Annotated in this window: 19 protein-coding genes; 11 read left to right on the top strand and 8 right to left on the bottom strand. The window is 41.4% G+C overall.

Going from position 1 to position 24,609, the window contains the following annotated elements:
• The first annotated feature begins 45 nt into the window (after positions 1–45).
• From zapE to H5200_RS16020, 4 genes are all read left to right on the top strand, one after another.
• A complete protein-coding gene (gene zapE, locus H5200_RS16035; protein ID WP_182761845.1) occupies positions 46–1,155 on the top strand; it encodes a cell division protein ZapE in 1,110 nt (369 codons plus the stop codon).
• 317 nt (positions 1,156–1,472) lie between these two features.
• Positions 1,473–3,905, top strand: a complete 2,433-nt coding sequence (locus H5200_RS16030; RefSeq protein WP_182761844.1) for a TerB N-terminal domain-containing protein — start codon at positions 1,473–1,475, stop codon at positions 3,903–3,905.
• 2 nt (positions 3,906–3,907) lie between these two features.
• Positions 3,908–5,215, top strand: a complete 1,308-nt coding sequence (locus tag H5200_RS16025; protein ID WP_039488422.1) for an ATP-binding protein — start codon at positions 3,908–3,910, stop codon at positions 5,213–5,215.
• A complete protein-coding gene (locus H5200_RS16020; RefSeq protein ID WP_182761843.1) occupies positions 5,212–7,437 on the top strand; it encodes a DEAD/DEAH box helicase in 2,226 nt (741 codons plus the stop codon). Before H5200_RS16025 ends, H5200_RS16020 begins: the two co-directional genes overlap by 4 nt.
• A gap of 203 nt (positions 7,438–7,640) precedes the next feature.
• On the opposite strand, the gene H5200_RS16015 is transcribed toward H5200_RS16020, so the two are convergent.
• Complete coding sequence (locus tag H5200_RS16015; protein WP_182761842.1) at positions 7,641–7,970, bottom strand: 5-carboxymethyl-2-hydroxymuconate Delta-isomerase; 330 nt, start codon at positions 7,968–7,970, stop codon at positions 7,641–7,643.
• 17 nt (positions 7,971–7,987) lie between these two features.
• Complete coding sequence (locus H5200_RS16010; protein ID WP_182761841.1) at positions 7,988–8,575, bottom strand: outer membrane beta-barrel protein; 588 nt, start codon at positions 8,573–8,575, stop codon at positions 7,988–7,990.
• Positions 8,576–8,679: 104 nt separating this feature from the next.
• Here H5200_RS16010 and H5200_RS16005 point away from each other — a divergent pair, with 104 nt between their 5' ends.
• The 7 genes from H5200_RS16005 (at position 8,680) to H5200_RS15975 (ending at position 14,828) form a co-directional block, all read left to right on the top strand.
• Entirely contained in the window at positions 8,680–9,150 is a 471-nt protein-coding gene (locus H5200_RS16005) for a CreA family protein (RefSeq protein ID WP_182717226.1), read from the top strand.
• Positions 9,151–9,165: 15 nt separating this feature from the next.
• Positions 9,166–9,948, top strand: a complete 783-nt coding sequence (locus tag H5200_RS16000) for a hypothetical protein (protein WP_182761840.1) — start codon at positions 9,166–9,168, stop codon at positions 9,946–9,948.
• A 2-nt stretch (positions 9,949–9,950) separates the two neighbouring features.
• Positions 9,951–10,574: a LysE family transporter gene (locus H5200_RS15995; RefSeq protein WP_182739846.1), complete on the top strand. Its 624-nt coding sequence runs from the start codon at positions 9,951–9,953 to the stop codon at positions 10,572–10,574.
• 34 nt (positions 10,575–10,608) lie between these two features.
• A complete protein-coding gene (locus tag H5200_RS15990; RefSeq protein ID WP_145234768.1) occupies positions 10,609–11,103 on the top strand; it encodes a gamma-glutamylcyclotransferase family protein in 495 nt (164 codons plus the stop codon).
• Positions 11,104–11,132: 29 nt separating this feature from the next.
• Positions 11,133–12,677 carry a serine hydrolase gene (locus tag H5200_RS15985; RefSeq protein ID WP_182717224.1) on the top strand — a complete coding sequence of 515 codons (1,545 nt, stop codon included), beginning with the start codon at positions 11,133–11,135 and terminating at the stop codon, positions 12,675–12,677.
• 72 nt (positions 12,678–12,749) lie between these two features.
• Positions 12,750–13,673 (top strand): histone deacetylase family protein, encoded by a 924-nt coding sequence (locus H5200_RS15980; RefSeq protein WP_182717223.1) that lies wholly within the window; start codon positions 12,750–12,752, stop codon positions 13,671–13,673.
• 78 nt (positions 13,674–13,751) lie between these two features.
• Positions 13,752–14,828, top strand: coding sequence for a DKNYY domain-containing protein (locus tag H5200_RS15975; RefSeq protein ID WP_182761839.1), 1,077 nt, complete (start codon positions 13,752–13,754; stop codon positions 14,826–14,828).
• Positions 14,829–14,893: 65 nt separating this feature from the next.
• Here H5200_RS15975 and H5200_RS15970 read toward each other — a convergent pair whose 3' ends face one another.
• The 6 genes from H5200_RS15970 to H5200_RS15945 form a co-directional block, all read right to left on the bottom strand.
• Positions 14,894–15,046 (bottom strand): hypothetical protein, encoded by a 153-nt coding sequence (locus H5200_RS15970; RefSeq protein WP_179959234.1) that lies wholly within the window; start codon positions 15,044–15,046, stop codon positions 14,894–14,896.
• A gap of 121 nt (positions 15,047–15,167) precedes the next feature.
• On the bottom strand, positions 15,168–16,973 hold the full coding sequence (locus tag H5200_RS15965; RefSeq protein ID WP_182761838.1) for a hypothetical protein: 1,806 nt from the start codon (positions 16,971–16,973) through the stop codon (positions 15,168–15,170).
• A gap of 22 nt (positions 16,974–16,995) precedes the next feature.
• A complete protein-coding gene (locus H5200_RS15960) occupies positions 16,996–18,105 on the bottom strand; it encodes a VWA domain-containing protein (protein ID WP_182761837.1) in 1,110 nt (369 codons plus the stop codon).
• Complete coding sequence (locus H5200_RS15955) at positions 18,090–20,321, bottom strand: DUF5682 family protein (RefSeq protein ID WP_182761836.1); 2,232 nt, start codon at positions 20,319–20,321, stop codon at positions 18,090–18,092. The genes H5200_RS15960 and H5200_RS15955 overlap by 16 nt, the downstream gene beginning before the upstream one ends.
• Positions 20,309–21,364: an AAA family ATPase gene (locus H5200_RS15950; protein WP_182761835.1), complete on the bottom strand. Its 1,056-nt coding sequence runs from the start codon at positions 21,362–21,364 to the stop codon at positions 20,309–20,311. The genes H5200_RS15955 and H5200_RS15950 overlap by 13 nt, the downstream gene beginning before the upstream one ends.
• Before the next feature lie 84 nt (positions 21,365–21,448).
• Positions 21,449–24,609: DUF4132 domain-containing protein (locus H5200_RS15945; protein ID WP_182761834.1), on the bottom strand; the 3,161-nt coding region annotated here is incomplete at its 5' end.

The raw sequence follows: 24,609 nt of genomic DNA, 5'->3' as shown, positions 1-24,609 counted from the left end.
CTAGTCGACTACAATGGCGGCGAGTATAACGGATCGTGATAACGCATGACAGTACACAGCGGACAAATATTAGCATATTATCAACAGCAAATAGCCACCGGTAAATTGCAATTTGATGATGCCCAATTAGCAGCGGTAAATGCACTAGACAATCTCGCAATTGCCATTGATAAACCGCATCATTGGTGGCAAAAATCGGTATCTTTGCAGGGCATTTATTTGTATGGACCTGTTGGACGGGGTAAATCGATGCTAATGGATGTGTTTTTTGAGACTGTAGCTATTAAACAAAAAACACGGCTACACTTCCATCATTTTATTGCTCAAGTACATACTCGCCTAGGACAGTTGCAAGGGGTTAAAAACCCGCTGGATAAAATAGCCAATGAGTGGTCAGAAACGCTGAGACTAATTTGTTTTGATGAGTTTTTTGTCTCTGATATTGGCGATGCTATGATCATGGCTGGGTTATTTAAAGCCTTGTTTGCCAAAGGCATCGTTTTGGTTGCTACGTCAAATTGTCAACCTGAGCAGCTTTATTATAACGGCTTGCAGCGTGCGCGCTTTTTACCCACCATAGCGTTAATTAAAGCGCATTGTCATATTATTAATGTCACAGGTCCTGTTGACCACCGATTTCGTTTTGGAAAGCACGCGACTCATTATTTTAACAGCTCGGCTAACTCTGAACTGGACGCTGATTTTTTGGCTTTTGCAGATAACTTACAAACAGCAACTGATATTACTATTTACGGGCGTAAACTAGCGTGTTTAAGACTCAGCAATAATGCCATTATGTTTGATTTTATGGCGTTGTGCTCAGGCCCGCGTAGTACCGCTGATTATATTCATTTAGCAAAGTACTATCAGCGTGTATATATTTGTAATGTACCAGTAATGGGCGCTGCGGCGACAGGTAAGCAAATAGTGCATGGTATTGAAGATAGCTATCAGCGTGAAAAACAAGATTTAAAAGAACATACACTAGACGATGAAGCGCGACGCTTTATTGCTTTAGTGGATGAATTTTACGACCGTGGCAAGTTATTGATACTGAGTAGCGAGGTTGGCATTGCTGATTTATATCAAGGTCAAAAGTTAGCATTTGAATATGCTCGTACAGAATCTCGGCTAATAGAAATGCAAAACTGGTAGTCACTCTATTAATTATAAACCTTTACTATCTACTTATAAGTGAGAGTTGCATTCTCTTTATCTGTAGTAGCTCATATCTGATTTTGCAGTTTTGACGAATAGGTTTAGATTTAATCTGACAGGCAGCTATGAGCGATGAGCAGTCAGTCACTAGCTATGGATTAAGCTTTATTAAAGACGATTTTATTGTTTGATTAAGAATAATTGCAATTAGCTAGCAGCAATATTATACATTTCTGATTTTTTTAGTAATATGTTAGTAGCCGATGGAGTTTTAAATACCAAAATGGTACCAACCATTTTTAAAGGGATGTTACATGGAATTCATTTTTATAATTGCAGTTGTTATATTGATAATTTGGTTAATTACCAGTTCACGCTCAAATTCAAATAAAGCAAAGCCTCGAGTATTAGATAATCCAAGCTCGGACATAAAAGGCACTCATGATACGTCAGCCTCTAAGTCTTCTATATCTGCTCTATCCAATGATGCAATCAGCCCAATAAAATCTATTAAAATTGATAAAGCATCAGTAAGCGTTGAATTACACGAACAAACTAATGAATTAGCAACCTCAAAGGAGACAACTCCAAAGCCACGCATCACTGCTGTTAATACACCTTCCCCAATTATAGAAAGTGCTGATAGTGCGACATATTCTGAAGATGAGCTCGCCACATTTAATATTTTTGAGAGCGCAGCCCCTCAAAATATAAGCATTAAAAGCACAAGAAAAGCCCAATGGCTTGATAAGAATAAAGAAACTATTATACAAAAGCGTAAGCTAATGGGGTTGATATACATAGGTGAGCAAATGGAGTCTATGAGAAGTTATGACCCAGACCCTGCGCTAATAAACTCCATTTTACCTGCATCAACACCTTTAGGGCATCAGCTGGGTTATTACACTGATGATTCGCTTGGTTACTGGCCAAGTTATAGCAGGCTTTCTAGGCAATGTAGAGGTGCCTATCTCGACTGGTTAGCAACCGACAGAAGCGCAGCTAATACCCCAATAGGATTCGTATTTTTGTACTTTTATGGATTTGAAAGATTTGTTGTTGTGAACAACAAAGACAATAAAGTTGCAGATGAACAATTCGAGGATATTTTTAATGAAGTACTTCGTTTACACAAGGTGTTTGCTTCAAATCGCTCTTTTGCTGGTTACTCAGCAAACTTTTTAGAATTTATGTATTTACTAAAACCTGAATTTTTTAAAAGTAAAAAACACATATTACCTAAGACACGTCATTCACTACTTTTTAAATTACGTCTTTCAGAGCAAATCGTTGCCACAGAAAAAGTGGATGATGAGTTGGCACTTGAATGGATCAAAAATACAGACCAATACAATTTAAAAACCGCAGCTAGGCGCTGCGATTTAGAGTTTGATTCACTTTTTAAACTTTACTACAAGCAAAAATTCCCTGAGGGAATGCAAGTTAAGCCCAATAAAACTAAATTAAACGCTGAGTACTTCTCTGCCAGCGGTAGTCTTCCTAGCGTTAAAATTTTACTAGATAGTTTACCAGACCCGAGCATATTAAAAGCCCCTATTAAAAAGCTAATACCTATTGCTGATAAAGTCGCTGAGGAACTAGCTAGTTGTAGCCGTTACTTAGGTAAAGCAGGCACTAGTAGAGATGACTTAGCTGCACTGATGTTACTGCCTCGCGCTATTGCTAGTAGTCAACCATCACCATTAATTGAAAAGTTTAAGAGGTGGGCTCAGGCTATTATTTTAGAAAATGGTGGGGTAACAAATGTATCTGAATTTTGGTTGCAAACAGACTTACCAGTACCAAAAGCGATAAATAAAAAGGAAAGTGACCTCATTTATAACTTAGCGAGCCTTGCTGATATAGGTATTGCGCCTGACTTACGTTACCACCATGCAAAACCTAGATTAGATGGCAAACTTGTCTTATTTACTCCAGGGCATGGGGAAGAGTTTGTCCCTAGTCATGTATTTAACCAAGTGGGTGTCGCACTTCGCTTAGGTGCGATGGTTGCAAACATAGATGGGGTTGTAGATGAGTCAGAAAGTTCTGAGCTAGAAAAGCTAATTGCTCATGATGAGAAATTAACGGATACAGAAAAGCGTTCTTTAAAGGCTTATCTTACATGGCGATTAGTTACCCCATCGGATAATGCGGGTTTAAAAAATAGACTTAATAATTTAGGTGAAACAGAAATAGAATTTGTGAAGCGGTTTATTCTGTCTATTGCGCTCGCTGATGGCAACGTCGATAACAAAGAAGTAAAACAAATCGAGAAGCTCTACACGAATTTAGGGTTGAATAAAGAGTCTGTCACGAGTGATATTCATCAGCTTACTACAAGTAGTCATCAGCTTGCGCCAAAAAGTCAAAATTCATCAGAGTTTAGCTTAGATGAAGCAATCTTAGCCCTTCATGAAAGCCAAACAACAGAAGCTAAAAATATGCTGGAAAAGATCTTTACCTCAGATGAAGATGAAAGCGATTATATTGAAGTCTCAGAGCTGACAAACGAAGTTGAAGGATTAGATCAGGCTCATAGCCAGTTGTTTGAAAAGCTATGTGCTAAAGCGCAATGGGGTCGCGAAGAGGTAGCTCAAATGTGTAGTGAGCTAAAATTAATGGTCGATGGTGCTATAGAAACCATTAATGACTGGTCATTTGATTTAGTGGATGCACCAGTAATTGATGATGACGGTGATATATACATTGATGAAGAAATAGTCGAAGAGATAAGGGAGTTATAACAATGGCAGCAAAAAAAATCAGATCAAAAGAGCGCGATGCAATTATACAGTCTCTTAAATCGGGTGTTACCCCAAAAGTCGGCATACAACATATACAAGTAGGTCGTGGTAATGAGCTTAAAGCGCTCATTAAAGATATCGACAGAGTGACAGAGGGCGGCTCTGCTTTTCGGTTAATTATTGGCGAATACGGCTCAGGTAAAACATTCTTTTTAAGTGTAGTAAGAGCGATAGCATTAGAGCGCAAGTTAGTTACTGTTAATGCAGATCTATCTCCTGACCGTCGTATTCATGCATCATCTGGACAAGCCAGAAACTTGTATTCTGAGTTAATGAGAAACATGTCTACTCGTAATAAGCCTGATGGTAATGCATTGACCAGTGTTGTTGAAAAGTTTATTACCGAGGCACGAAAAGAAGCAGATAATACAAGCAAGGAAATAACCACAGTGATCCACGAAAGGCTCGCGTCTCTCTCTGAGCTTGTAGGTGGTTACGACTTTGCAAAAGTTATAGAAGCATACTGGACTGGCCATGAAACAGATAACGAGCAACTTAAGAACAACGCTGTAAAATGGTTAAGAGCAGAGTATGCAACAAAAACAGATGCTCGCAAAGATCTTGGTATAAGAAGTATTATCTCAGATGCGTCGTTTTATGACTCTCTAAAGCTTATGAGTTTATTTGTAAGGCAAGCTGGCTATGAAGGGTTATTAGTTAACCTCGATGAAATGGTAAATTTATACAAACTCAATAGCACCCAAGCACGATTATCAAATTACGAGCAAATTCTAAGAATACTCAACGACTGCTTACAAGGATCGGCTGAGTACTTAGGGTTTTTACTCGGTGGTACACCCGAGTTTTTACTTGATCCAAGAAAAGGGTTATATAGCTATGAGGCGCTGCAATCTCGTTTAGCTGGCAATACGTTTGCAAAGCAAGCTGGTGTTATTGATTACTCATCTCCAGCATTGCATTTGGCAAGTTTAACGCCAGAAGAATTATTCATATTACTTAAAAACCTTAGGCATGTTTTCGCATCAGGTGATGAATCGCTATATTTAGTTCCTGACGAGTCCCTTAAAGCATTTTTAGTCCATTGCAGTAAAACAATTGGAGACGCTTACTTCAGAACGCCAAGAAATACGATTAAGGCGTTTTTGGATATGCTTGCCGTGATTGATCAAAACCCAAGTATTTCTTGGGACAGCTTAATTAAAAATGTTGATATTGCAGAGGAGAAGCCTTCCGATGTAGAGTTAGAAATTGAATCTGAGGACGATGAGCTAGCTGATTTTAAATTATGATTGATGCACACGAAAGGCTTGATTTTCGCATTCAGCAGTGGATTTTTAAACAAGGCTGGGATCGACTCAGAGAGATACAATGTTTAGCAATTGACCCTATCCTCTCAGGAAAGACTGATGTGCTTATTAGTGCCTCTACTGCCGCAGGAAAAACCGAAGCATTTTTTTTACCTGCAATAAGTAGTATCGCAGATCAAGTAAGCGGTGTAGGTATTTTATATATCAGCCCGCTAAAGGCGTTAATAAACGATCAAGATCGAAGGCTAGAAAGCTTGTCAGACTTGTTAGACATACAAGTTACACCTTGGCATGGTGATAGCCCTCAAGGTCGAAAAAATAAGCTGAAACGAAATCCATCTGGCATCATGTTAATAACGCCAGAGTCCCTAGAGTCATTATTAATAAGAGACAGTGGCTGGGTAAAATCTGCTTTTCAGAATTTAAAGCATATAGTTATAGACGAATTTCACGCATTTATTGGTACTGAGCGTGGCCATCACTTGTTGAGCTTACTGCACCGCTTAGAGCATCTGCTTGGCCGTGTAAACGCACCAATACCCAGAACCGCTTTAAGTGCCACTTTAGGTGACTTAGAAAGTGTCCCGGCGTCTTTAAGACCCAATAAATCGTTGTCTTGTAAAATAATAAAGCAAACGCAGTCTTCATCAACGTTAAAAATGCAAGTGAAGGGATACATTGAAAGCGCTGTAGTAATAGATGAGGCGGTTACTGCGGAGCAAAGCGTATGTAACGATTTATATGGCCTTTGCCGTGGTGGGAACCACTTAGTGTTTGCAAACAGCAGAAGTCGCACTGAAAGCATTGCGACCACTCTTGCTGAGATGTGTGAGATTAACACTGTGCCTAACGAGTTTTTTCCACATCACGGCTCGTTAGCCAAAGAAATGCGAGAAACACTTGAAGCTCGGCTTCAGCAAGATCAAATGCCTACTACAGCAGTGTGTACTATGACTTTGGAGTTAGGCATTGATATAGGCAAGGTTAACTCTGTCGTGCAAGTTACTGCGCCGCATTCTATTGCAAGTTTACGGCAGCGCATGGGTCGTTCAGGTAGGCGTGGTGGCGCTAGTATTTTGCGAATGCTGATAACTGAGGCTGACCTTACAGAAAAATCGAGTATTGTAGATAAACTGCGGCTTGAATTGGTTCAATCGCTAGCGATGATACGTTTATTGGTTGCAAGTAAGTGGTACGAACCAGCAGACACTTCGCTCTATCACTTTTCAACATTACTTCATCAAGTTTTAGCTCTCATCGCGCAATGGGGGGGGATAAGAGCAGATCAAATCTACGTATTACTTTGTAAAGACGGTCCATTCCAACAAGTTACTGTTACACATTTTAAAGATTTGCTATCTCATATGGGTAAGGTAGATCTTATTACCCAGTTAGGTAGTGGTGAACTGGTTTTAGGTTTTATGGGTGAAAAAATAACAAATCATTATACGTTTTATGCCGTTTTTAAAACCCCTGAAGAATTTAGAATTATAACGGGTAGTAAAACACTAGGGACATTACCCGTAGATAGCCTTATTTTAGAGGGCCAACATATTGTATTTGCGGGTAAACGTTGGGTGGTTGAGCTAGTCGATACAGACAAAAAAGTGATTTCAGTACAGCATGCAAAAGGAGGGAAACCACCTAAATTTGGTGGTTCAGGGATGGCTGTACATGATGTAGTGAGACAAGAAATGCTTAAAATACTGGAAGAAGGTGACTACAGAGTTCAAGTTGGTGAACAAAGAATTGAATTTGGTGATGCAGTTGCTCAAGCACTTTTCAAAGAAGGTGCTGACTTTTTTAAAACTGCAAAACTTGAAAGTACGCATTTCTTACAGTATGGCAATACAGCCGTTGTTTTGCCCTGGGCCGGCGATAAAGTTGTAAATACACTCGTTGCAGTACTTATACACAAAGGGTTTGGAGCAGGTGCATTTGCAGGAATTATAGAAGTTGAGAATACCTTAATTGATGATGTCATCGGGGCTCTTAAAAGCTTTCGAGATGCTCAAACCATATCAGCAATTGATTTAGCTGATGCTATTGCAGAAAAAGCCATAGATAAGTTTGATGAATATTTACCTCAAGAAATTCTTGCAAAAGGGTATGCCGCTAGAGCATTTGATGTAGAGAAGGCCCGAGTATTAGTCAAAGAATTGCTCATGGCAAGATTTAAACAAGCCAAAGAGGTTAAATTATGACTTCACACATTATATTCATCAATGTCCGGAAATGGCACATATGCGACTGTCAGATTTGATTGAGTCCTGTTAATCGAATCTGACAGATCAAGTTAAGACTTATTCACTTTTATCTGACGCGACCAATAAATTTAAGACCACCTTCTTTCGAAGATGGTGCTGTTATTGCAAATTGATTAGAGATTGAAATTTACTTTAAATATTTAACACTTTCGGTAAATTTCGTGTTCCATATCGTGAACGTTAACGCTTAAGCTGTCTGATTCTCGGCAGTATATTTTTAAACAGTCTAACAACTGCTCGCTGAGTTGTTGCTTTTGTTTAATCGTATGTCCTTGCATAATGTGTGCGCCAATATGGATAAAACCTTCCTTACCATCGCCCAATTGATAATGTGTATAGGCTATAGCGCGAGTTTTAATCGTTGCTAATTCAAACAAGCCACTGTTAAACGTTGCTTGATGAATTTTTTCAACCAATACCTGCGGTAATACCGGTAAATCTTCAGAATGTTCAATGATGATATGTGGCATGTTATCTATTTGCTCCCCTAAAAACGATATGTGAAACCTAAGCTGGTTTGAAACTGATTGAGTACATCACCATCAAAATGCCACAAGCATTGCTTGTTTTCGTCTGTTGGTAATGCACATGAAACGTTACTGGCATTATTGACGATCGTTGCAAGCCAGCGAGTTTCAAATAAGATGCGAGCTTGATCGCTAAATAAGTATTCTAAACCGCCATACAGGCCGCTGGCAAAGAAAGTATCAGAGCTGGTGAAGTTAGGACTTATGTAATTTGCACCAATTTGTGCGCCGACATAACTATTAATGTGGTTGCTTAAAGGGACTTCAACAGCACTTTGAAACATAAAATACTGCATTTCAACGTTTTTATCAGGGGAGGATTGAAAGTCACTTTCGGTGTTTGAAAAGTAAAAACCATAGCGAGCTGAGTCAATTGTTCTATCAATACTAAAAGCAAGATGGTTACTATCTTTGAGCTCTATTGCTAAACCGTTTTTAGTTTCTAATGATTGATTAAAGCTTTTACCAGTATAAATACTCAGTGAGTAACCAGCTAACGCACTCTGACTTACTAACAGTAAGCACAGTAAAACAAATACTTTTTTCATGGTGTCGTGCTCGTTGTTGTGATTAATTTAAGTTAGTATTGAAACATAGCTGAATATTAAATGTAAGCCACGAATCGTTTACCCCTACATGGAGCAAGTAATATATGAAACCTATAATGATAGGCGTATTGACAGGTTTATTGATCACCTTAGCGGGCTGCTCTGATGATGTTGCATCAGTTAGTTTGGGATTATTTACCACTAAAGATATTAAAGTTAACTCGCAGCAAGACCCGTTAGTAAAAGGCGTAACCTGTCATATTAGCCATATCGAAGCAAACTTAGATTTTGCTGATCCTTCTGATATGTCTATTTCGTGTCGCCAAACAGGACCAATTACTGCCGACCAATTACAAGCGATTGATCGTAGTAAGTCGGGTGAGGTGGTATTTAAATCATCAAAAAGTATTTTATTTAAATCATTAAAAGTGCGTCGAATTTATGATGCGCAAACGCGAACTCTGTTATATCTGTCGTATTCAACTAAAGAGTCAACCGGCAGTCATCATCATGCGTTATCCACTGTGCCATTGTATAACACCCAAGCATGGGCATGGGCACAAGAGCAAGAATAAGCAAAAGAGCAAACTATGTTAGCGTTATTTAAAAGCAAACCTTTATTAGATGAACAAGAGCAGCAATGGCTGATTGATACTTTTGTGTGGGCGGTGGAAAATTTTGACAGCGATTATTTCATTAATAACTCGCAATTAGTTTTGCCAAACCACCAATGCTTTCCCGATGCGGTTTCAAGCATTGAAGAAATGGCCAGTAAAGTGTTTGAGCGAGTGGTTGGCTATGCGGGGCTGCAAGCTTGGCCAATTACGCTGGTGGCGCCACAGCAATTGCAGCCGCAAGTATTTCCTCATTTTGCTTTTAGCAATCAGTTACGTGGTGATAATAGCCAATTAATTGTGCCGCCAAGCCATACGGTTAATGTGTCATTTAATCCAAATCAAATTAATCAGCCACAAGATTTAGTGGCCAGCTTTGCCGGTACTTTAGCGACAATTATGATCCACCATGTGGGCGTGTTACCACCAGGCGGTAAAGAGTTTTTACCACAAGCCGCCGATGCCCTGGCATGTTTTTTAGGTTTTGGGGTAATGATGAGCAATACGGTGTATCAGTTTAAAGGGGGCTGTGGCTCGTGTTACAACCCTTATGCGAACAGGCAAGCTGCACTTAGTGAACCGCAAACCTTATTTATGCATGCCCTTATTTGCCACTTTAAAGGCTATAAAGATTCTAAAAAGCATTTAAAGCCGCACTTACGCAGCCAATTCAAAAAGGCGCAAAAAGAAATAAAAGCCTTAGTTAATAGTACTGCTAATCCGTTGTTGTTAGCGCTTGATGATAAAAAAGCGGGGTAATCGTGGCTTATTTAGATGAGTTTTTATTGATTGCACTGGCACACTTTTTTGCTGTAGCAAGCCCTGGCCCAGATTTTGCCATTGTGCTTAAACAAAGTGTTCAGCAGGGGCGTCGTAATGCATTGTGGACCAGCTTTGGGGTAGGCCTGGCTATTTTATTACATGTTAGTTATTGCTTACTCGGGGTTGCGGTTTTATTAACGCAATCGCCAAACGTATTTATGGCATTAAAATATTTAGCGGGTGCATACTTGGCCTACATTGGTGTGCAAGCGCTTAGAAGTGCTAGACCGGCGCCAGCGCAGCAAGAAACTGTTCTTCAATCTCAAGGTGTTGAATCCAGTTGGATTGCATTTCGTCGCGGCTTTTTAACCAATGCGTTAAACCCAAAAGCCACGTTATTTTTTATGTCGTTGTTTACTTTAGTGATCAGCCAGTCAACGCCATTAATTGTGCAAGCAGGCTATGGGCTGTATATGGCATTGGCAACGTGGGCGTGGTTTTCGTTTCTATCCTTGGTGCTATCAAAGCCTAGTGTTCGCGGTTTTTTTCAAAAAAGTGGCTATTGGTTTGACCGTGGTATTGGCGTGATTTTGATCGCTCTAGCAATAAGAATTGTAGTGTAAGTGTTGTTTTAACAGAAATCTGTAGTAGGTGAATATGGCTGTATATAATTTTTCGTTTGGTTCAAATATGTCGTCGAGTCGTTTATTGGCGCGTTTACCAAACGCTACTCGTATTGGTACGGCAATACTAGCCGGTTACGAGTTAACCTTTGATATGGTAAGTACTGATGGCTCAGGAAAAGGCAATGTACGCCCATCAAATGATAAGAACGCGCAAGTATATGGCGTGGTATATCAACTCAATGACGCAGAAAAAACGATTTTAGACGCCATCGAAGGGCCCCGTTATGACTGCGTGGATATTCAAGTAACATTACTTGATGGGCAACAAGTAGCGGCGCATTGTTATATTGCCAACACCACTGATGCGCAGATACTGCCTTACGATTGGTATATGCAGCACGTTCATCGCGGTGCGCTTGAAGCTGGTGTGCCAAATGCGTACAGTGATGCCATAAAGTCTCGGCCAACCTGCCAAGATAGTGACAGTGCGCGTGCAGCCATTGAGTTTGCTGTACATCAAAAATAAAAACTAAAATGATAACTCCAAGGATTGTTATGAAATTAACTAAACTAGCGATTGCGGCCACCTTATTAGCAGGCTGTGCATTTAATAGCTATGCCGATATTGATACCAAGCACATCAATCAAGTGATTGAAAATTCAATGGCGCGCTTTGATGTGCCGGGTATGGCCGTGGCGATTGTTGAAAACGATAAGGTTATTTTTGCTAAAGGCTTTGGTGTTAGTAACTTAGATACTGGTAGCAAGGTGAATAAAGACACCTTATTTGGTATTGCATCAAATACTAAAGCATTTACGGTTGCGGCATTGGCAAAATTAGTTGATGAAGAAAAGCTTAGTTGGGATGACAAGGTAATTGATCACCTTCCTGAATTTCGTTTATACGACCCTTATGTAACCCGCGAAATGACGATCCGTGATTTATTAAGTCACCGTAGTGGTTTAGGGTTAGGCCAAGGGGATTTAATGATTTGGCCTGACACCGATAAATCAATCGAAGAAATTCTCGCAGGCCTTAAATATTTAAAACCAGCTAGTAGCTTTCGCAGCACATACGCTTATAACAACTTGATGTTTGTGACCGCTGGCGAGGTAGTCGCGCGGGTCTCAGGTATGAGCTGGAATGATTATATTGAAAAGAATATTCTCCAGCCTTTGCACATGGATAACTCACGCGCTGGTTTTTCGCGTATTCCAAAAAGTAATAATAACTGGGCAACGGGTCATATTCCTATGGATGGTCAATTACATCCATTTTTCGTTAATTACTTAGAGGATTTTCGTGGTGCCGGCGCGATTGCATCCAGTGTGAATGATATGAGCCAATGGCTACGTACACAATTAGCCCATGGTAAAATGCCAAATGGCGAGCAGTTGTTTAGTGAAAAACAACAAGAGCAAATGTGGCATCCACATATTACCTCACTGGCGTCAAAAAGCGCTTATGAGGCTTATCATCAGCAATTTAGAGGTTATGGTTTAGGTTGGAGCATTGAAGACTACCACGGTATTAAAAAATTAGGCCATGGTGGTGGTATTTTAGGAATGGTATCGCAGGTGACGTTATTGCCTGAGAAAAACCTCGGGATTGTTATTTTATCTAATCAGCAAGCATTCGGTGCGCTCTCTGCTATTACTCATGAAGTGCTTGAAGACGCCCTTGAACTTGAAGATAAAGACTGGGTAGCAGAGTTGGCTAAAAAGCATTTTGAAGGTAAGCAAAAAGCGTATGCTAATGCTAAGCCGGACGCTCCTGCAGACTATCAACCACAGTTACCAAATATTAGCTACACCGGCACTTTGCATGATGATTGGTATGGTGATGTTATTATTGAAGAGCTGGACGGTAAGCTACGTATTGATTTCACGCATACTAAACGTTTAAAAGGGCAGCTTGAGCATTACACGGGCAACACATTTATCGTCAAGTGGGATGAAAAGCTACTCGAAGCTGATGCGTATATTAGCTTTGATATGAGCACTAAAAATCGTGTGAATGAAGCGACAATGCGTGCAGTATCAACAGCGGTGACTGATTTCAGTTTTGATTTTAGAAATCTTCATTTGCAAGCTAAATAGTAAACCAAAGTCGCAAAGCCACCAAAGGGTGGCTTTGTTATAGTTACAGTCGTTAACTCATTTGGAGCATTTATGCGTACTGCGATTATTTCTCATCCTTTTTGCCGTAAACACAAAATGATCGCGGATCATCCAGAGTGTCCTGAGCGCTTAGATGCTATTACCGATCGTCTTTTGGCCAGTGGCTTGGATATTGCCGTGCAGCAAAAGCAAGCGCCTAAAGCATTACGTGAGCATTACTTATTAGCCCATGATGAGGCCCTTGTATCGCTGGTGGAAAACACCCTCCCGGAACAAGGTTTAGTATCACTTGATGGCGACACTTGGTTATGCCCAGAGTCATTTTTGGCAATTGAGCGGGCAGTAGGGGCAGGGCTATTAGCCGTCGATGAAATATTAGCGGATAATCTCGATGCCGCATTTTGCTCCGTACGGCCACCGGGTCATCATGCAAACCGTACAACCTCTGCCGGCTTTTGTGTGTTTAATAACTTAGCAATCTCGGTGAAGTACGCGCAAAGTAAAGGGATTAAGCGCATTGCGATTGTCGATTTTGATGTTCACCACGGTAATGGCACGCAAGACATTTTTATCGATGATGACAATGTGTTGCTTTGCTCATTATTTCAGCATCCTTTTTACCCTAATACCGCCGTTGAAAATAACGATACATTGGTTAATTCACCGTTGCCCATAGCCAGCGATGGCAATGATTTAAAAACGTTGTATAACCAACAGTGGTTACCTAAATTAACAGAGTTTAAGCCAGAGTTATTGTTTATCAGCGCAGGGTTTGATGCGCATTTTGAAGATGATATGGCAAGTCTCAAATTTGTTGAGGCCGATTATGCCTGGTTGACACAACAGCTGTGTGACATGGTAAAAAGTACTGGCTGTAGAGGGATTATCTCTTATTTAGAAGGAGGATATAATTTATCAGCGCTAGGGCGCAGTGCTATAGAACATATTAGAGTGTTTACACAAGCAGAAGAGTAGCTTTATATTCATTCTACAATTAAGTAAAAATATTGGTTGTTGTATGATACCAATACCACTAATTAAACAAGGAAGATAATGTCTGTAGTAATTAATATCTTAGTCACGTTGGCACTGTGCTTTTGGGGAAGCATGATGATGATGTCGCCGATGATGTTCGGTGCCCCTGGCGCGATGAATAATAAGCAAAAAGTGTTCTCTGCCATACTCATATTAAGTTTTCCAGTACCATTATTTTTGCTTATTGGTTTATTTGGCGGCAGTTATTTTGGTATTGATAGTTATAAAATGGCGCTGATAAGTGCTGTTGTTATTGGGTTTTTCTTTGTGATATTTGGCTATACGGGTATGATCAGTAATCTGCTTCGGGGTATTGCCAATGCGGGTTATTGCGTTGTTGACCAGCATGTTTACTTTAATGCTAAGTTAATAGAAAACGCTGACGCTGAAAGCTTTACTACTTACAGTTTAGCCAATTTGAATACCTATGACGCTGCATTATACGCCAAAGATAAACAGCACCTTTACTATTGTGGTAACGCCATTAGCGGTGTTAACTCTGATAATCTAAAGGCTAAGATTATTGGTACTGATCTTTATTGGATTAATGATTCGCAAGTGGTTAAAGGCGAGCGTATTGTTGCAGGAGCTGATCCTAAAAGTTATAAGGCCTATTCTTATAGCTTTTGGAATATCTCTGGAAGGAAAGGCCGACAAGTCATTTACCATAACGATGAGCCAGTGCCTGAAATAGATGCGCAGTCATTTAAACCTATCGATGATAGTTACGGTAAAGACCTGCAACATATCTTTTACGCAAATATAGCCATCTTAACTGACATTGATGTAGATACCGCTAGTTTTACACGATTAGACGAGAACTTTGCTAGCGATAATCAGCATATTTTTTACTTAAATGGTGAAGATAGTCATGTATTGATGGGGGCTGATCCCAGCAATTTTGAAATTTTTCAACGCGACTACTATCGCAGTGGTGAGACTGTTTATTACGTAACTCAATATAAGTCGGCAAAGCCGATGACACAAGTCGATGCTGACAGCTTTAAAGTCACTCAATATGATGAACAAACTCATTCGGATGCTTACGATAAATATCATTATTATTTTCGCGGTGAGATTGTTGCAACGCGCTAAGTTTAGAAAAATATAGGACCTGTTAGGGCGTTGCGATGAACGAGGTAATTTGCTGTTGAAAATGATTAAACAGAAGGAAGTTTATTCATACTCTTTGGTAACTTGCCTACGTTTGTTTGCGTTGCATCAACTTGGTTTATATCGATAAAATTAAGCTCCCCGTTAGCGATGATCTGCTCACCATTACTCAGTTTTAATCGTGTAGGGGCAAAACCCATGCGGATCTCCCGACTCCAATTACAAGCATGCGTACCGTTTTGGCAGCGCGAAAGTGCTTACTGTTATACTCAATAATACTCCCTAAAAAAATGCATAATATAGCTGAACTTTAATCAGCACTTAGTTTTGCAGCTCATTGAACTTTACAGGTTTAAGACTGCTTAACTGTAGTAGCTGCTCGGCGCAGTAAGCTGCTTTTAAACGATGTTCTGGCCCAGAGTTACTTAAAAAATGGCTCAACGTGCGCAGTCCTAATTTTTGCGCCATTTCACTGTGTGATTGCTGAGGCATGCTATGGCTTTGCGCTAATTCATCGAGCACTTTTAGCAAAAATTGCTGCACTTTATCTCGTCTTGGCGATGACAGTTGCGGCTGTGGAGATTGTTTTGCAAGCCAGTTGCTAAATATATTAGTTGTTTTGTTGTCGGTTAAATCATCAAAATAGAGATTAATCCAACGATCCAGTTTTACAGCAATCGGACGTAGCTGCCACTGCGTACTATCGCGCTCAATACGTGCCACAATAAGTTGTGGTAATTGCTGCTTAAATAGCATCATATTATTGATCGCATGGTGTGTCAGCTTAGTGTAGGGCTGGCTAAAAAAGAGCGTATTGCGTTGCGTATCTTGGTAACTGAGCAACATGCATTGCGTGGCTTCATCAAATGTGTGTTGGTGAACATGACTAGGAGCAAAGCATATATAGTCGCTTTGCCAATCAATTTCGGTTATATCACTAATAGCCTGTGGCTTTAGTGGCTGTTCGCTTGGTTCAACATAGGTCTTTTTAAGTTGGCGAAGACGTTGCCAACCATTGAGCTGAGCGTTTGAAATACGCTGAGTTTGTCCAAACCAACTGCAGCCAGAAGGCGCACCTTCAAGTAATTGGGTTGCTTGCCAGATTTGGCTATAGTTAAGCGTTTGCTCGGTTGTTGTGCGACTTTCGGCAAGCGTAATAAAGCGGCCGTATTCGTCTTGTAAAACCAACGTCAATCCATGTGCGCCACTGCTACGACGCCACGGATAACCGCCTAAACATAACAACTGCTGTGGAGGAAAAATATGTTCAGCATCTTGCGTTTGTGTTTGCTCTTGGCGTTCAAGCATCACCAAAACGTGTGCTAGTTCAAGCAAAACAGTGCGTTTGTCACGCAGATGTTCACCACTAAGATAGCGTGCGAGTGTGCCGCATAAACGTTTTAGTGGTGCAATGTTAAAGCCTGCCTTTTCCATCGGGATCTGCAGTAATTCAATAGTGAGCAGTGATTCACTGCGCAGCTGCGCTAAGGGTACTCCTGCAAGCATAATGAGCTCAGCGTAGCATGCCTGCTTAAGCTGCGTTTGTGTTTGGTTTAATAGTGTTTTTTGCTGCTGTTGTTCTTGTTGCAACCAGTCGGGCCATTGCAGCATTTCACCTTGTTGCTCAAGCCACAAGTAAACGCCCAGTAGTGCGTATGCTTGGCTATCTTCATTGCAGATAATATCATTAATTGTGGTTACGTTAGTAAAATGGAGCGTGTGCTCCTTGATAGTAATGCAAACCTGCGCTCCTTGTTGCACGATGTCAGCTTGCCAACGACGCTGAACTTGACGATAAAGCTGGCGTATTTTTACTTTGCCAGCACTGGCTAATAACGTATTAGTATCGATTTGCGGCACTTCATTTTCTTCAATCGTTGCTGCAGATACTGGCGCTTGTTGCCAAGCAAATATGCTGGCTGCAATGATATGCTTACAAATACCATTTGCGGCGCAATCACATTGGCTATTATTAGGATTATGTAAATCCAGTACACCTTGCTGACCTTCGAATGTAAACTGAATTGGCGAAGCGTCACTTATATGTGGGCTGGATTTATCGAGCGCTTTTTGTGCTCTGCGGACTAACCCCGCACTGGCGAGGGTTTCAAAAATACTGATATCCATTATTGTTTTATGCTCATGCTGCTCATTTTTGTAATCCCATCGTGGATGCTAGCCAATTTGCAAAGTGGTCAGGCGTTAATGAAGCAATCTGCATTTTCATACGGCTAAGTTTGGCTGTTGCGTTAGTATCATAAAAAGGTATTGATTCAGGGCTCAATGCGGTCATGCCTAACATTGTCACCCCACTATCAATAAGATGCTGAGCTTGTTGAAACATTGCTTGCTCAGGACCACCTTCACAAAAATCAGACACGGTAGCAATAATGGTACGCGAAGGAGTCTCGATTAGCTGCTCACAGTATTGCCATGCTTTAGCAATTAAAGTGCCACCACCAAGCTGAGTTGATAGTAATACTTTTACGGGATCATCAGCTTGCTCGGAAAGATCAACAACTTGTGTATCAAACACCACCAGCGAGAGTTTAATACACGGTAGTTGTTTTAAAATACCAGCGATCACCGCTGAATACACCATAGAACTGGACATAGAGCCTGATTGGTCGATACATAAAACAACGTGCCAAGGCAATTGTGGTTGCTGGCGAGCATGAAAGTAAATGCGCTCAAATAGCACGCGTTTGCCATCAAAGTGTTTAAGGTTCTTGCGAATACTTGTTTGCCAATCTAAGTTAGCAAGTCGTTTTTGTGGACTGTGCGCTTGGCGATTTAGCTTACCATTGAGCTTGTTATTAAACAGTGGTCGTAATTGCTTTAGCAAATCCTCTACTACAGTTGTAATGATTTGTTGCACTTGCTGCTGTAATTTAGGGTTAGTATGCGCTGAAATACTCATTAATTGCTTTAACAACCCCATAGAGGGTGAAATATTTTGTAGTACTCGTGGTTCTTCTAACAGCTGCTTAAGATTAAAGCGCTCTAATGCTTGATGTTGCAAGGTGTCATTAACACTTTTAGGAAACAGCTTTTCAGCGTTATCGAGCCACTGTACTACCGATGGCTGGCTTGCTTCTAAGCCCCCCGATATTTGAAAACCTCGCTCTTTTAAACCCTGTTGGTAGAGTTGCTCAAGGACTTGGTCTTGTTGATTTTGCTCACTTGATAAACTGGTATCAAGTGATTCAGCATAGCGCCCTAATACTAAACGCCAGCGCTGTTTTAGCGAGTAGTCCATGCACTTAATCCTTGTTCAAGCAGTTGCTGTTGTAATTGTTTATCTAATAACATTGCTTGGTTTACATCATGCTCGCTGATATCTTCATTGAGCCAATTTAATTGCTGTTGCCATTGATTAAGTGTACCGAGTTGCTGGCTAATACCATCAATTTCCCGTGCATCTTTATCGCAAAATAGCCCACGTAATTGTGGTAACTGCTCAACAAACTGCTCATCATCGAGTTGCTCAATACTGTGATTGAGCAGTGGCAATAACCCGTTTTGATAATTGAGCCAATGGGGCACAACCGTCAGCAGTGTGCGCAAAATAGTGAAACGGTCGCCGCTATAGCGTTGTAGTTCATTTAATAAAGAGGCAGGGTCTAACTCATCTAAGTCTACAGCCAACGCTTTAAGCGCAAACCAAAGGGTAGGGGTGTGTTCATTGTGTTCTATTAGCCAGTGTAAACGCTCACGCCAAGGTTGTTTAAGTACATCCATTTGTTGGCGTGCAATAGCTTGTAATGACAACAGTACTTGTAGCGCTTCATCTTCAGGTAGTTGATTTAACGAGGGCAAGTGAAAGCTTAATTGACGCCACAACGGTGTAATTAATGCGTCGAGTTGCTGGTGGTAGTCATTGAAAAGCGGGTGCTTACTGGTGCGATATAACTTAATGAAGCTATCTGATAGTATTTTTATGGTACTGCAATCGTTTATTTCACGGGTTATTGCAACCGAGTTAAATTGATATTGCATGCCTAATTGAAGTGACAGTATTAATTTATCAAGCATTTGTGGCAAATCGCTTTCACTTTGTTGCGCCAAGCGATGCTGTACAACTGTTTTGAGAGTGCCGCCTAAAGTACTTAATTCAATTAATGCCACTTCTACTGAAGGGGTCCAATGGTAGCGCCAGCTCTCATGCTTTGCGGCTGTATGAATATTATAAAAGGCATGCATGCTTTGTTCGTATTGGCAAAAGCCGATGTCTAAAAATAGTAATTGGCTCAATAGTTGGCGGCGCTGGCGTTGCCGCTCGGTTAATTCATATAAAGAAAAATGGCTACGATTAATTGTACCAATTGTCAGCTGTACATGTTTGCAATGGGCTAATACATCATCGACTAATGGCAAATTACGTTGATTTGCTGGTAGTTGTCCCATGTTTTCGCCACGCAACAGCTGCTGCCAAGGTCGATAGTCGCGCGAGCTACTTTGTTGTTTAAATTGGCAACTTCCTAAAGAATCGAGTAGATCATAGCAACCAGCGCGCACAATTCCCCGCAACTGACAGAGCTGACTTAGATGCTCAAAAACATTTTGTTTAGCTATCAGCGTTAACTTAGGCATTTGTGCTAATAAATACAGTAGCCAATCACAGGCTGATAATGAACGTTGTTCAAACAGCCAACGGCAAAACGCAGGGTAGGGCATTCCCGCCTGGTAGCCTTGATGAGCATCAAGTAAAGAATCGCTGTAACGGATCACAAAACTATCCTCAGTACTTTTACGAATAGAAGTTGATTCTTGCTCGTAATCAAACAGTGCACTGGTATGGAAACCGCCGGTCATTACCGCGATGCGTTGATAATCATGACTAGCTGCGCGAATGCAGGCACGCATTTGTTTCTCGCGGTCTAGATCGCCTAGTTGCTGCAAACTTTTTTGATCATAATAAAGGCGGCTAGCAGCACAAAATAGTAATACTTGCTCAAAAAAATCATTCGCACTTTCAAAATTTTGTAGCTCAAATAAGCGCAGCCAAAGCTCATCGGCATCACGGCAACCCATGGTTTGTTGTAGCTGACGACTATAGCTTGAGCTTAAAATACGGGCATCGCTGTAGCGATCAAGTGGTTCTTCTTGCTGCTCGTCAGTGCTGTCTAAGTCAATAAATTGTACTGGCACGTGGTTGTCGCCAGCCCAGCGCAGTGCTTGCCACTCAGGGCTATTTTCAGCGAAAGGAAAATAGCTTTGCTGTTGATAAACTGCAATCGGTGGCACCACATGCTTGTTTTGCAATAGGCCAAGGTGTTGCCCAAAACTGTGCGGTGCTTCAATCAATACAACATCTGGTTGCCAAGCGTTTAATTGAGCTAAAGCAAAATGCGCACAAGCAGGGCTGTGATGACGCACAGGTAACCAACGTACTTTTTCATCATGTAAATAACGTTGGCTGAACTTTGCTAATGCTTGGCTAAAGCCGTTGTTATCTGGTGTTATTTCATCCACAACGCTTTACCTGCATCAAAAAAAGCACGCCACTCTTTGCGTTCACGTACAACAGCATCAAGATAGTGAGCCAATTTTTTAATGTCATCGGGTTTATCTTTAATCAAGGTGCCGTGCATCTGTTGTACTAACTGCTCAGCACTCATGGGTTGATGCCAATAGAGGCTATGTAAGGCACAAGAATGCACAATATTGACCGCTTCGGCAGTTGATAAAGTAGCATCTAAAGATTGTGCACCAAGGTTGTTACGCAAGTCATGAAATACCTGTACTAATAACTGTACTAACTCTTCATTAATTTGTGGTTGCTGTGCTTCGTTAATAAAGCGGGCATTGACCTGAGATAAAATAAGCTCTTGCTCTAGTTTTACATCATTAAGTACTGGCACTGTTTCAAAATTAAAGCGACGTTTAAGGGCGCTCGACATCTCATTTACGCCGCGGTCGAGTAAGTTGGCGGTGGCAATTACATTAAATCCCGGTTTGGCTTGAATGGCGATCCCCAGCTCTGGGATCGTGAGTGTTTTTTCCGACATTAAGGAAATAAGCACATCTTGGATTTCCTGCGGGCAGCGAGTGATCTCTTCAATACGCACTAATTTACCTTGCTCCATAGCAGTATAAATAGGACTTTTTAGTAGCGCATCAAAGCTTGGGCCATTGGCTAGCAGCATGGCAAAATTCCAACTATATTTAACTTGCTCCTCAGTCGTCCCCGCAGTACCTTGGATCAATAACTCGCTGGTGCCACTTATCGCCGCCGCGAGTAGCTCTGACAACATTGATTTTGCAGTACCTGGTTCGCCAACCATCATTAGGCCATTGTTGCCCATTAGGCTGACAATCGCACGTTCAACAAGTGCATCATCACCATAATATTTACGGCTGATATTGTGCTGTTTATCGCCACAAATAAAGCGTTTTACGGCACTTGCTGAAAGCTGCCAGCCGCTCGGGTGAGCACCACTATCAGTGGCAATGAGCTGTGCTAATTCAACTTGATAGCGTTGTTCGGCGCGAGCACGAATAATCTGTTCATTCATTAGGTACGTCCTTTACTACAGTTCTGACTGTATATAGCGTTCTTTACCGGAGTCAGGGCAAACAACGAAGTATAAATAACTTTATTACCACGGTAGTTTTGATAGCCAATTAGGATCTGCATGGCATTTTTTTGCAACATGTTGATAATCCAGTGCGATAGCGTTGAGTAGATTTGCTGGCGCTTGCGCAAGTGGTATCGTTTTATAGCGATTACGCGTGCTAGAACCTTGAATTTGCTGCAATATTTTGCAGCCATAAATGGCAACGGGTTCATTTTCCTCTGGTAAATAGTTACCACTAAACTCAAATTGAATGCGAAGTCCTACCTGCTCAAATGATTTTTCGTAGTAATTAAAAAACGCCCCATCTTCTGTTTCACCGCGTTGGTAACCGAGTTTGGTTAGTAAACCGCGCAGAGTAAAAGCATCACTCATAAGGCCCAAATGATGCTCCAATGAAATTTGCTTAGGTGTAACACTAATATCAGCGGATTTGAGCTGCTCAAAAAGTGGCTTTATTTTGTAATCTTTTAAGTGTAGCTGCCATGCTTTAAGGGCGGCTTTATCAAGCTGATTAGCACTGAGCAAACGAATATTTGCACCCGATATTAGCGTAACCTCGTCATCATTTACATCGACTAAACTACCATCTTCAGTCGGGCGAAAGGTATGCCAATCATTATCAAGTTGTACTTGCCATAAGGTGCGTTGTAGTAAGCGAAACATCACCGGATGTTGGTGCAAATATTCATGCCACTCATCAACAGGCCAGTGACGCTCGGTGATCATGGCAGCATATAGGCGGGCATGTTGTTGTTCAATCACTTGCTTTAGCTCTTTTTTACAACCACTAAACCATTTTTTAGTTTGGTTGATCTGCTCTTCGCTATCCTCTTTGCGTGGTTGTGGCAGCGATTTAATCACCTTGCCTTCTTCGTTTAGTAGTTGCAGCTTAAGTGAGTCGCTCAGTTGCAGTTGTAAAGCGCGATTGCCAAAGCTAAACGGTGTTGGATCTTGTATATGCTCTAAGCCAGCGGTTTGGATGGTGCGATCTGCCAATTCATCATTCGTCCAGCTGTTACGCTTTGCAATTTTGCCAACTAACTCGCGCGCCAACGCTTGTATTGATTGGGTACGATGTTGGCGGGCTATCGACAGCATAAATTGAATAATCACCGTATCGTTAATGTGGGCAAGAGCGCTGATCATCGCCTCTATTTGTGTACGGCGCAGATAGTGTTTTTTCATATACGGCTGGATCAGTGCTAGCAACGCTTGGGGATTACCACCATTGATTAATGCCAGTAAGCCTTTTTCTTTAATAGCCGAGCCATGCAATTGAGATTTATATAAGTTGTAACATGCATTGTAAGCATCGAGTAATGTGCGTGTAGCGTATTCTTGGCCCCAATCATATTGCGCTAAATCTTGGTACCTGTTGTACTCGCGTTGCTTATTCGCTTGCGCATAGTCATGCGCCTGTTGATCAGAAGGGGCAAGCGTATCTTGACTTATAAAAGCTGATAATAAAAAGTGGCCTAGGCGAGCCTGACTGTCATCATCGAGTAGTGATAAATATAACCTTAATAGGTTGCTCCCTTGGGGTTGTTTAAGCTTTACGGCTAACACACACCACCAATAGATAATGCTTGGCTCCACAGGGTCGCCATGACGAAAGTGGCAGGTGGGTAACATCGCTTGTTGTAGCCAGGCCATATGTTTAGGGGCTGCTTTTTTGAGCCCTGTAGCTGCTTCTTCAGCTAAAATAGCGGGGGTGATGAAATAGCTAATATCACCGCCGCATTGTTGTAGCGCATCCAATAATTGGTTACGAGTAGTGGTATCTTTTTCTGTGGTGATCGCGTCTTGCAGTGCGGGCTTCGCATCAGGGTGTTGCAGGTGAGTTAACCACTGTGCAGTGAGGCTGCGGGTTTCTTTATTGCTTGATGCTAAACCTGTCGTTATTTTTTCAATGAGCAATTCATGCTGCTGCACGGCGTATTGCGCTAACTTGCGTACGTGCTTGCGATTATCAAAGGCGAGTTGATATATGCGTTCGAGCCAATAGGGGGGTATCGCTGGAAAATCAGCTAATAAAGCCAAGGCTTGTTCAGTAATGCGCGTGCTATCGATACGATCATTGAGAAGTGACTCAATGATCCATGAGTCGGTACTTGAACTAAATGTTGCGCTGCTCAGTTGGCCATCAAGTGCTAGCGTCATCGTTTGTGGATAGTGCGCAAATAGCGGCCATATTTCAAATGACTCTAAAGCTATCGGGAGGCTGCCACTAGGTTCATGTCTAATATCAAGGATGTAATTAGTTAAATCGCTAGGGCTAATACCAAAAGGGTGCAGTACTGGCTGTAACTGGCGTATATCTTTGATATCACGTTGGATCAATTTACTAGGGTGAGGCTCTTCGAGTACCGTTGAAAGCCCATAAAATAAACCAGTAGCTAATAGGAAAAAGTGCACTAGTTGAGCATCACTTTGGTTCATCAGTTTAGCTTCGCCAATAATTTGGGCTGCGTATTTATTATCAACTAGCCTATAAATAATATCGTAGCCGGGCTGTGTTTGTATTTGGCGTTGCTGTAGTTGCGCAAGCGCTTGGGCAAGTTGTTCTGGCGTAAGTGAGCGCAGCCCTTGTAAGTCGTCACGATCAGATGCCAAACGTTGCTGCCTTTGGTGACAATTTTGCGGATAATCCAAAAGTGCTTGCTGCGCCGTTGCAATTTTTTGTTCCGCTTTGGCTATTTCAGTGCTTAACACTTGCTGGCAAACATCAAGCCAACGCTCTGGAAAATCATGGCTGATAGAAAGGGGGGGGAGGCTTGGCAGTGGCCAATCAAAATACTGACTTTTTTGTATCAGCTGATAGTCATGCTGTGCTTGTGTGATCTGTTGCTGCAACACGTTACTTTTTGTTTCACTTAGCCATTGAGTTAAAAGTGGTTGCGCTGCATCATAACGGCTAATAAGCGTAATCCAATGGGCTTGGGTGGTGGTGTTAGCACTTTGATAGTGTTTTTTAAGGTAGTTGACCCACATTGCTGTATCAAGGCGTGTGAAGGCAAGCGCCGCCGCCTGACGTACTTTGCTGGTGGAATCATCCGCTAATGTCATTACTAGCGGTAGTAAGGTGTTGGGTAGTTCACAGTACTGCGTCAGTTGACAACAGAAAATGTAACGACCTTCGCTATGAAGTTGTTGTAGCTGTTGATCGATATTAGGCTCGTTGC

Source organism: Pseudoalteromonas sp. SG43-7 (genome assembly GCF_014164295.1).
GTDB classification, from domain to species: Bacteria; Pseudomonadota; Gammaproteobacteria; order Enterobacterales; family Alteromonadaceae; genus Pseudoalteromonas; species Pseudoalteromonas rhizosphaerae.
Note: the sequence above shows the minus strand (reverse complement) of the source record. Positions and strands in the feature narration are given on the sequence as shown.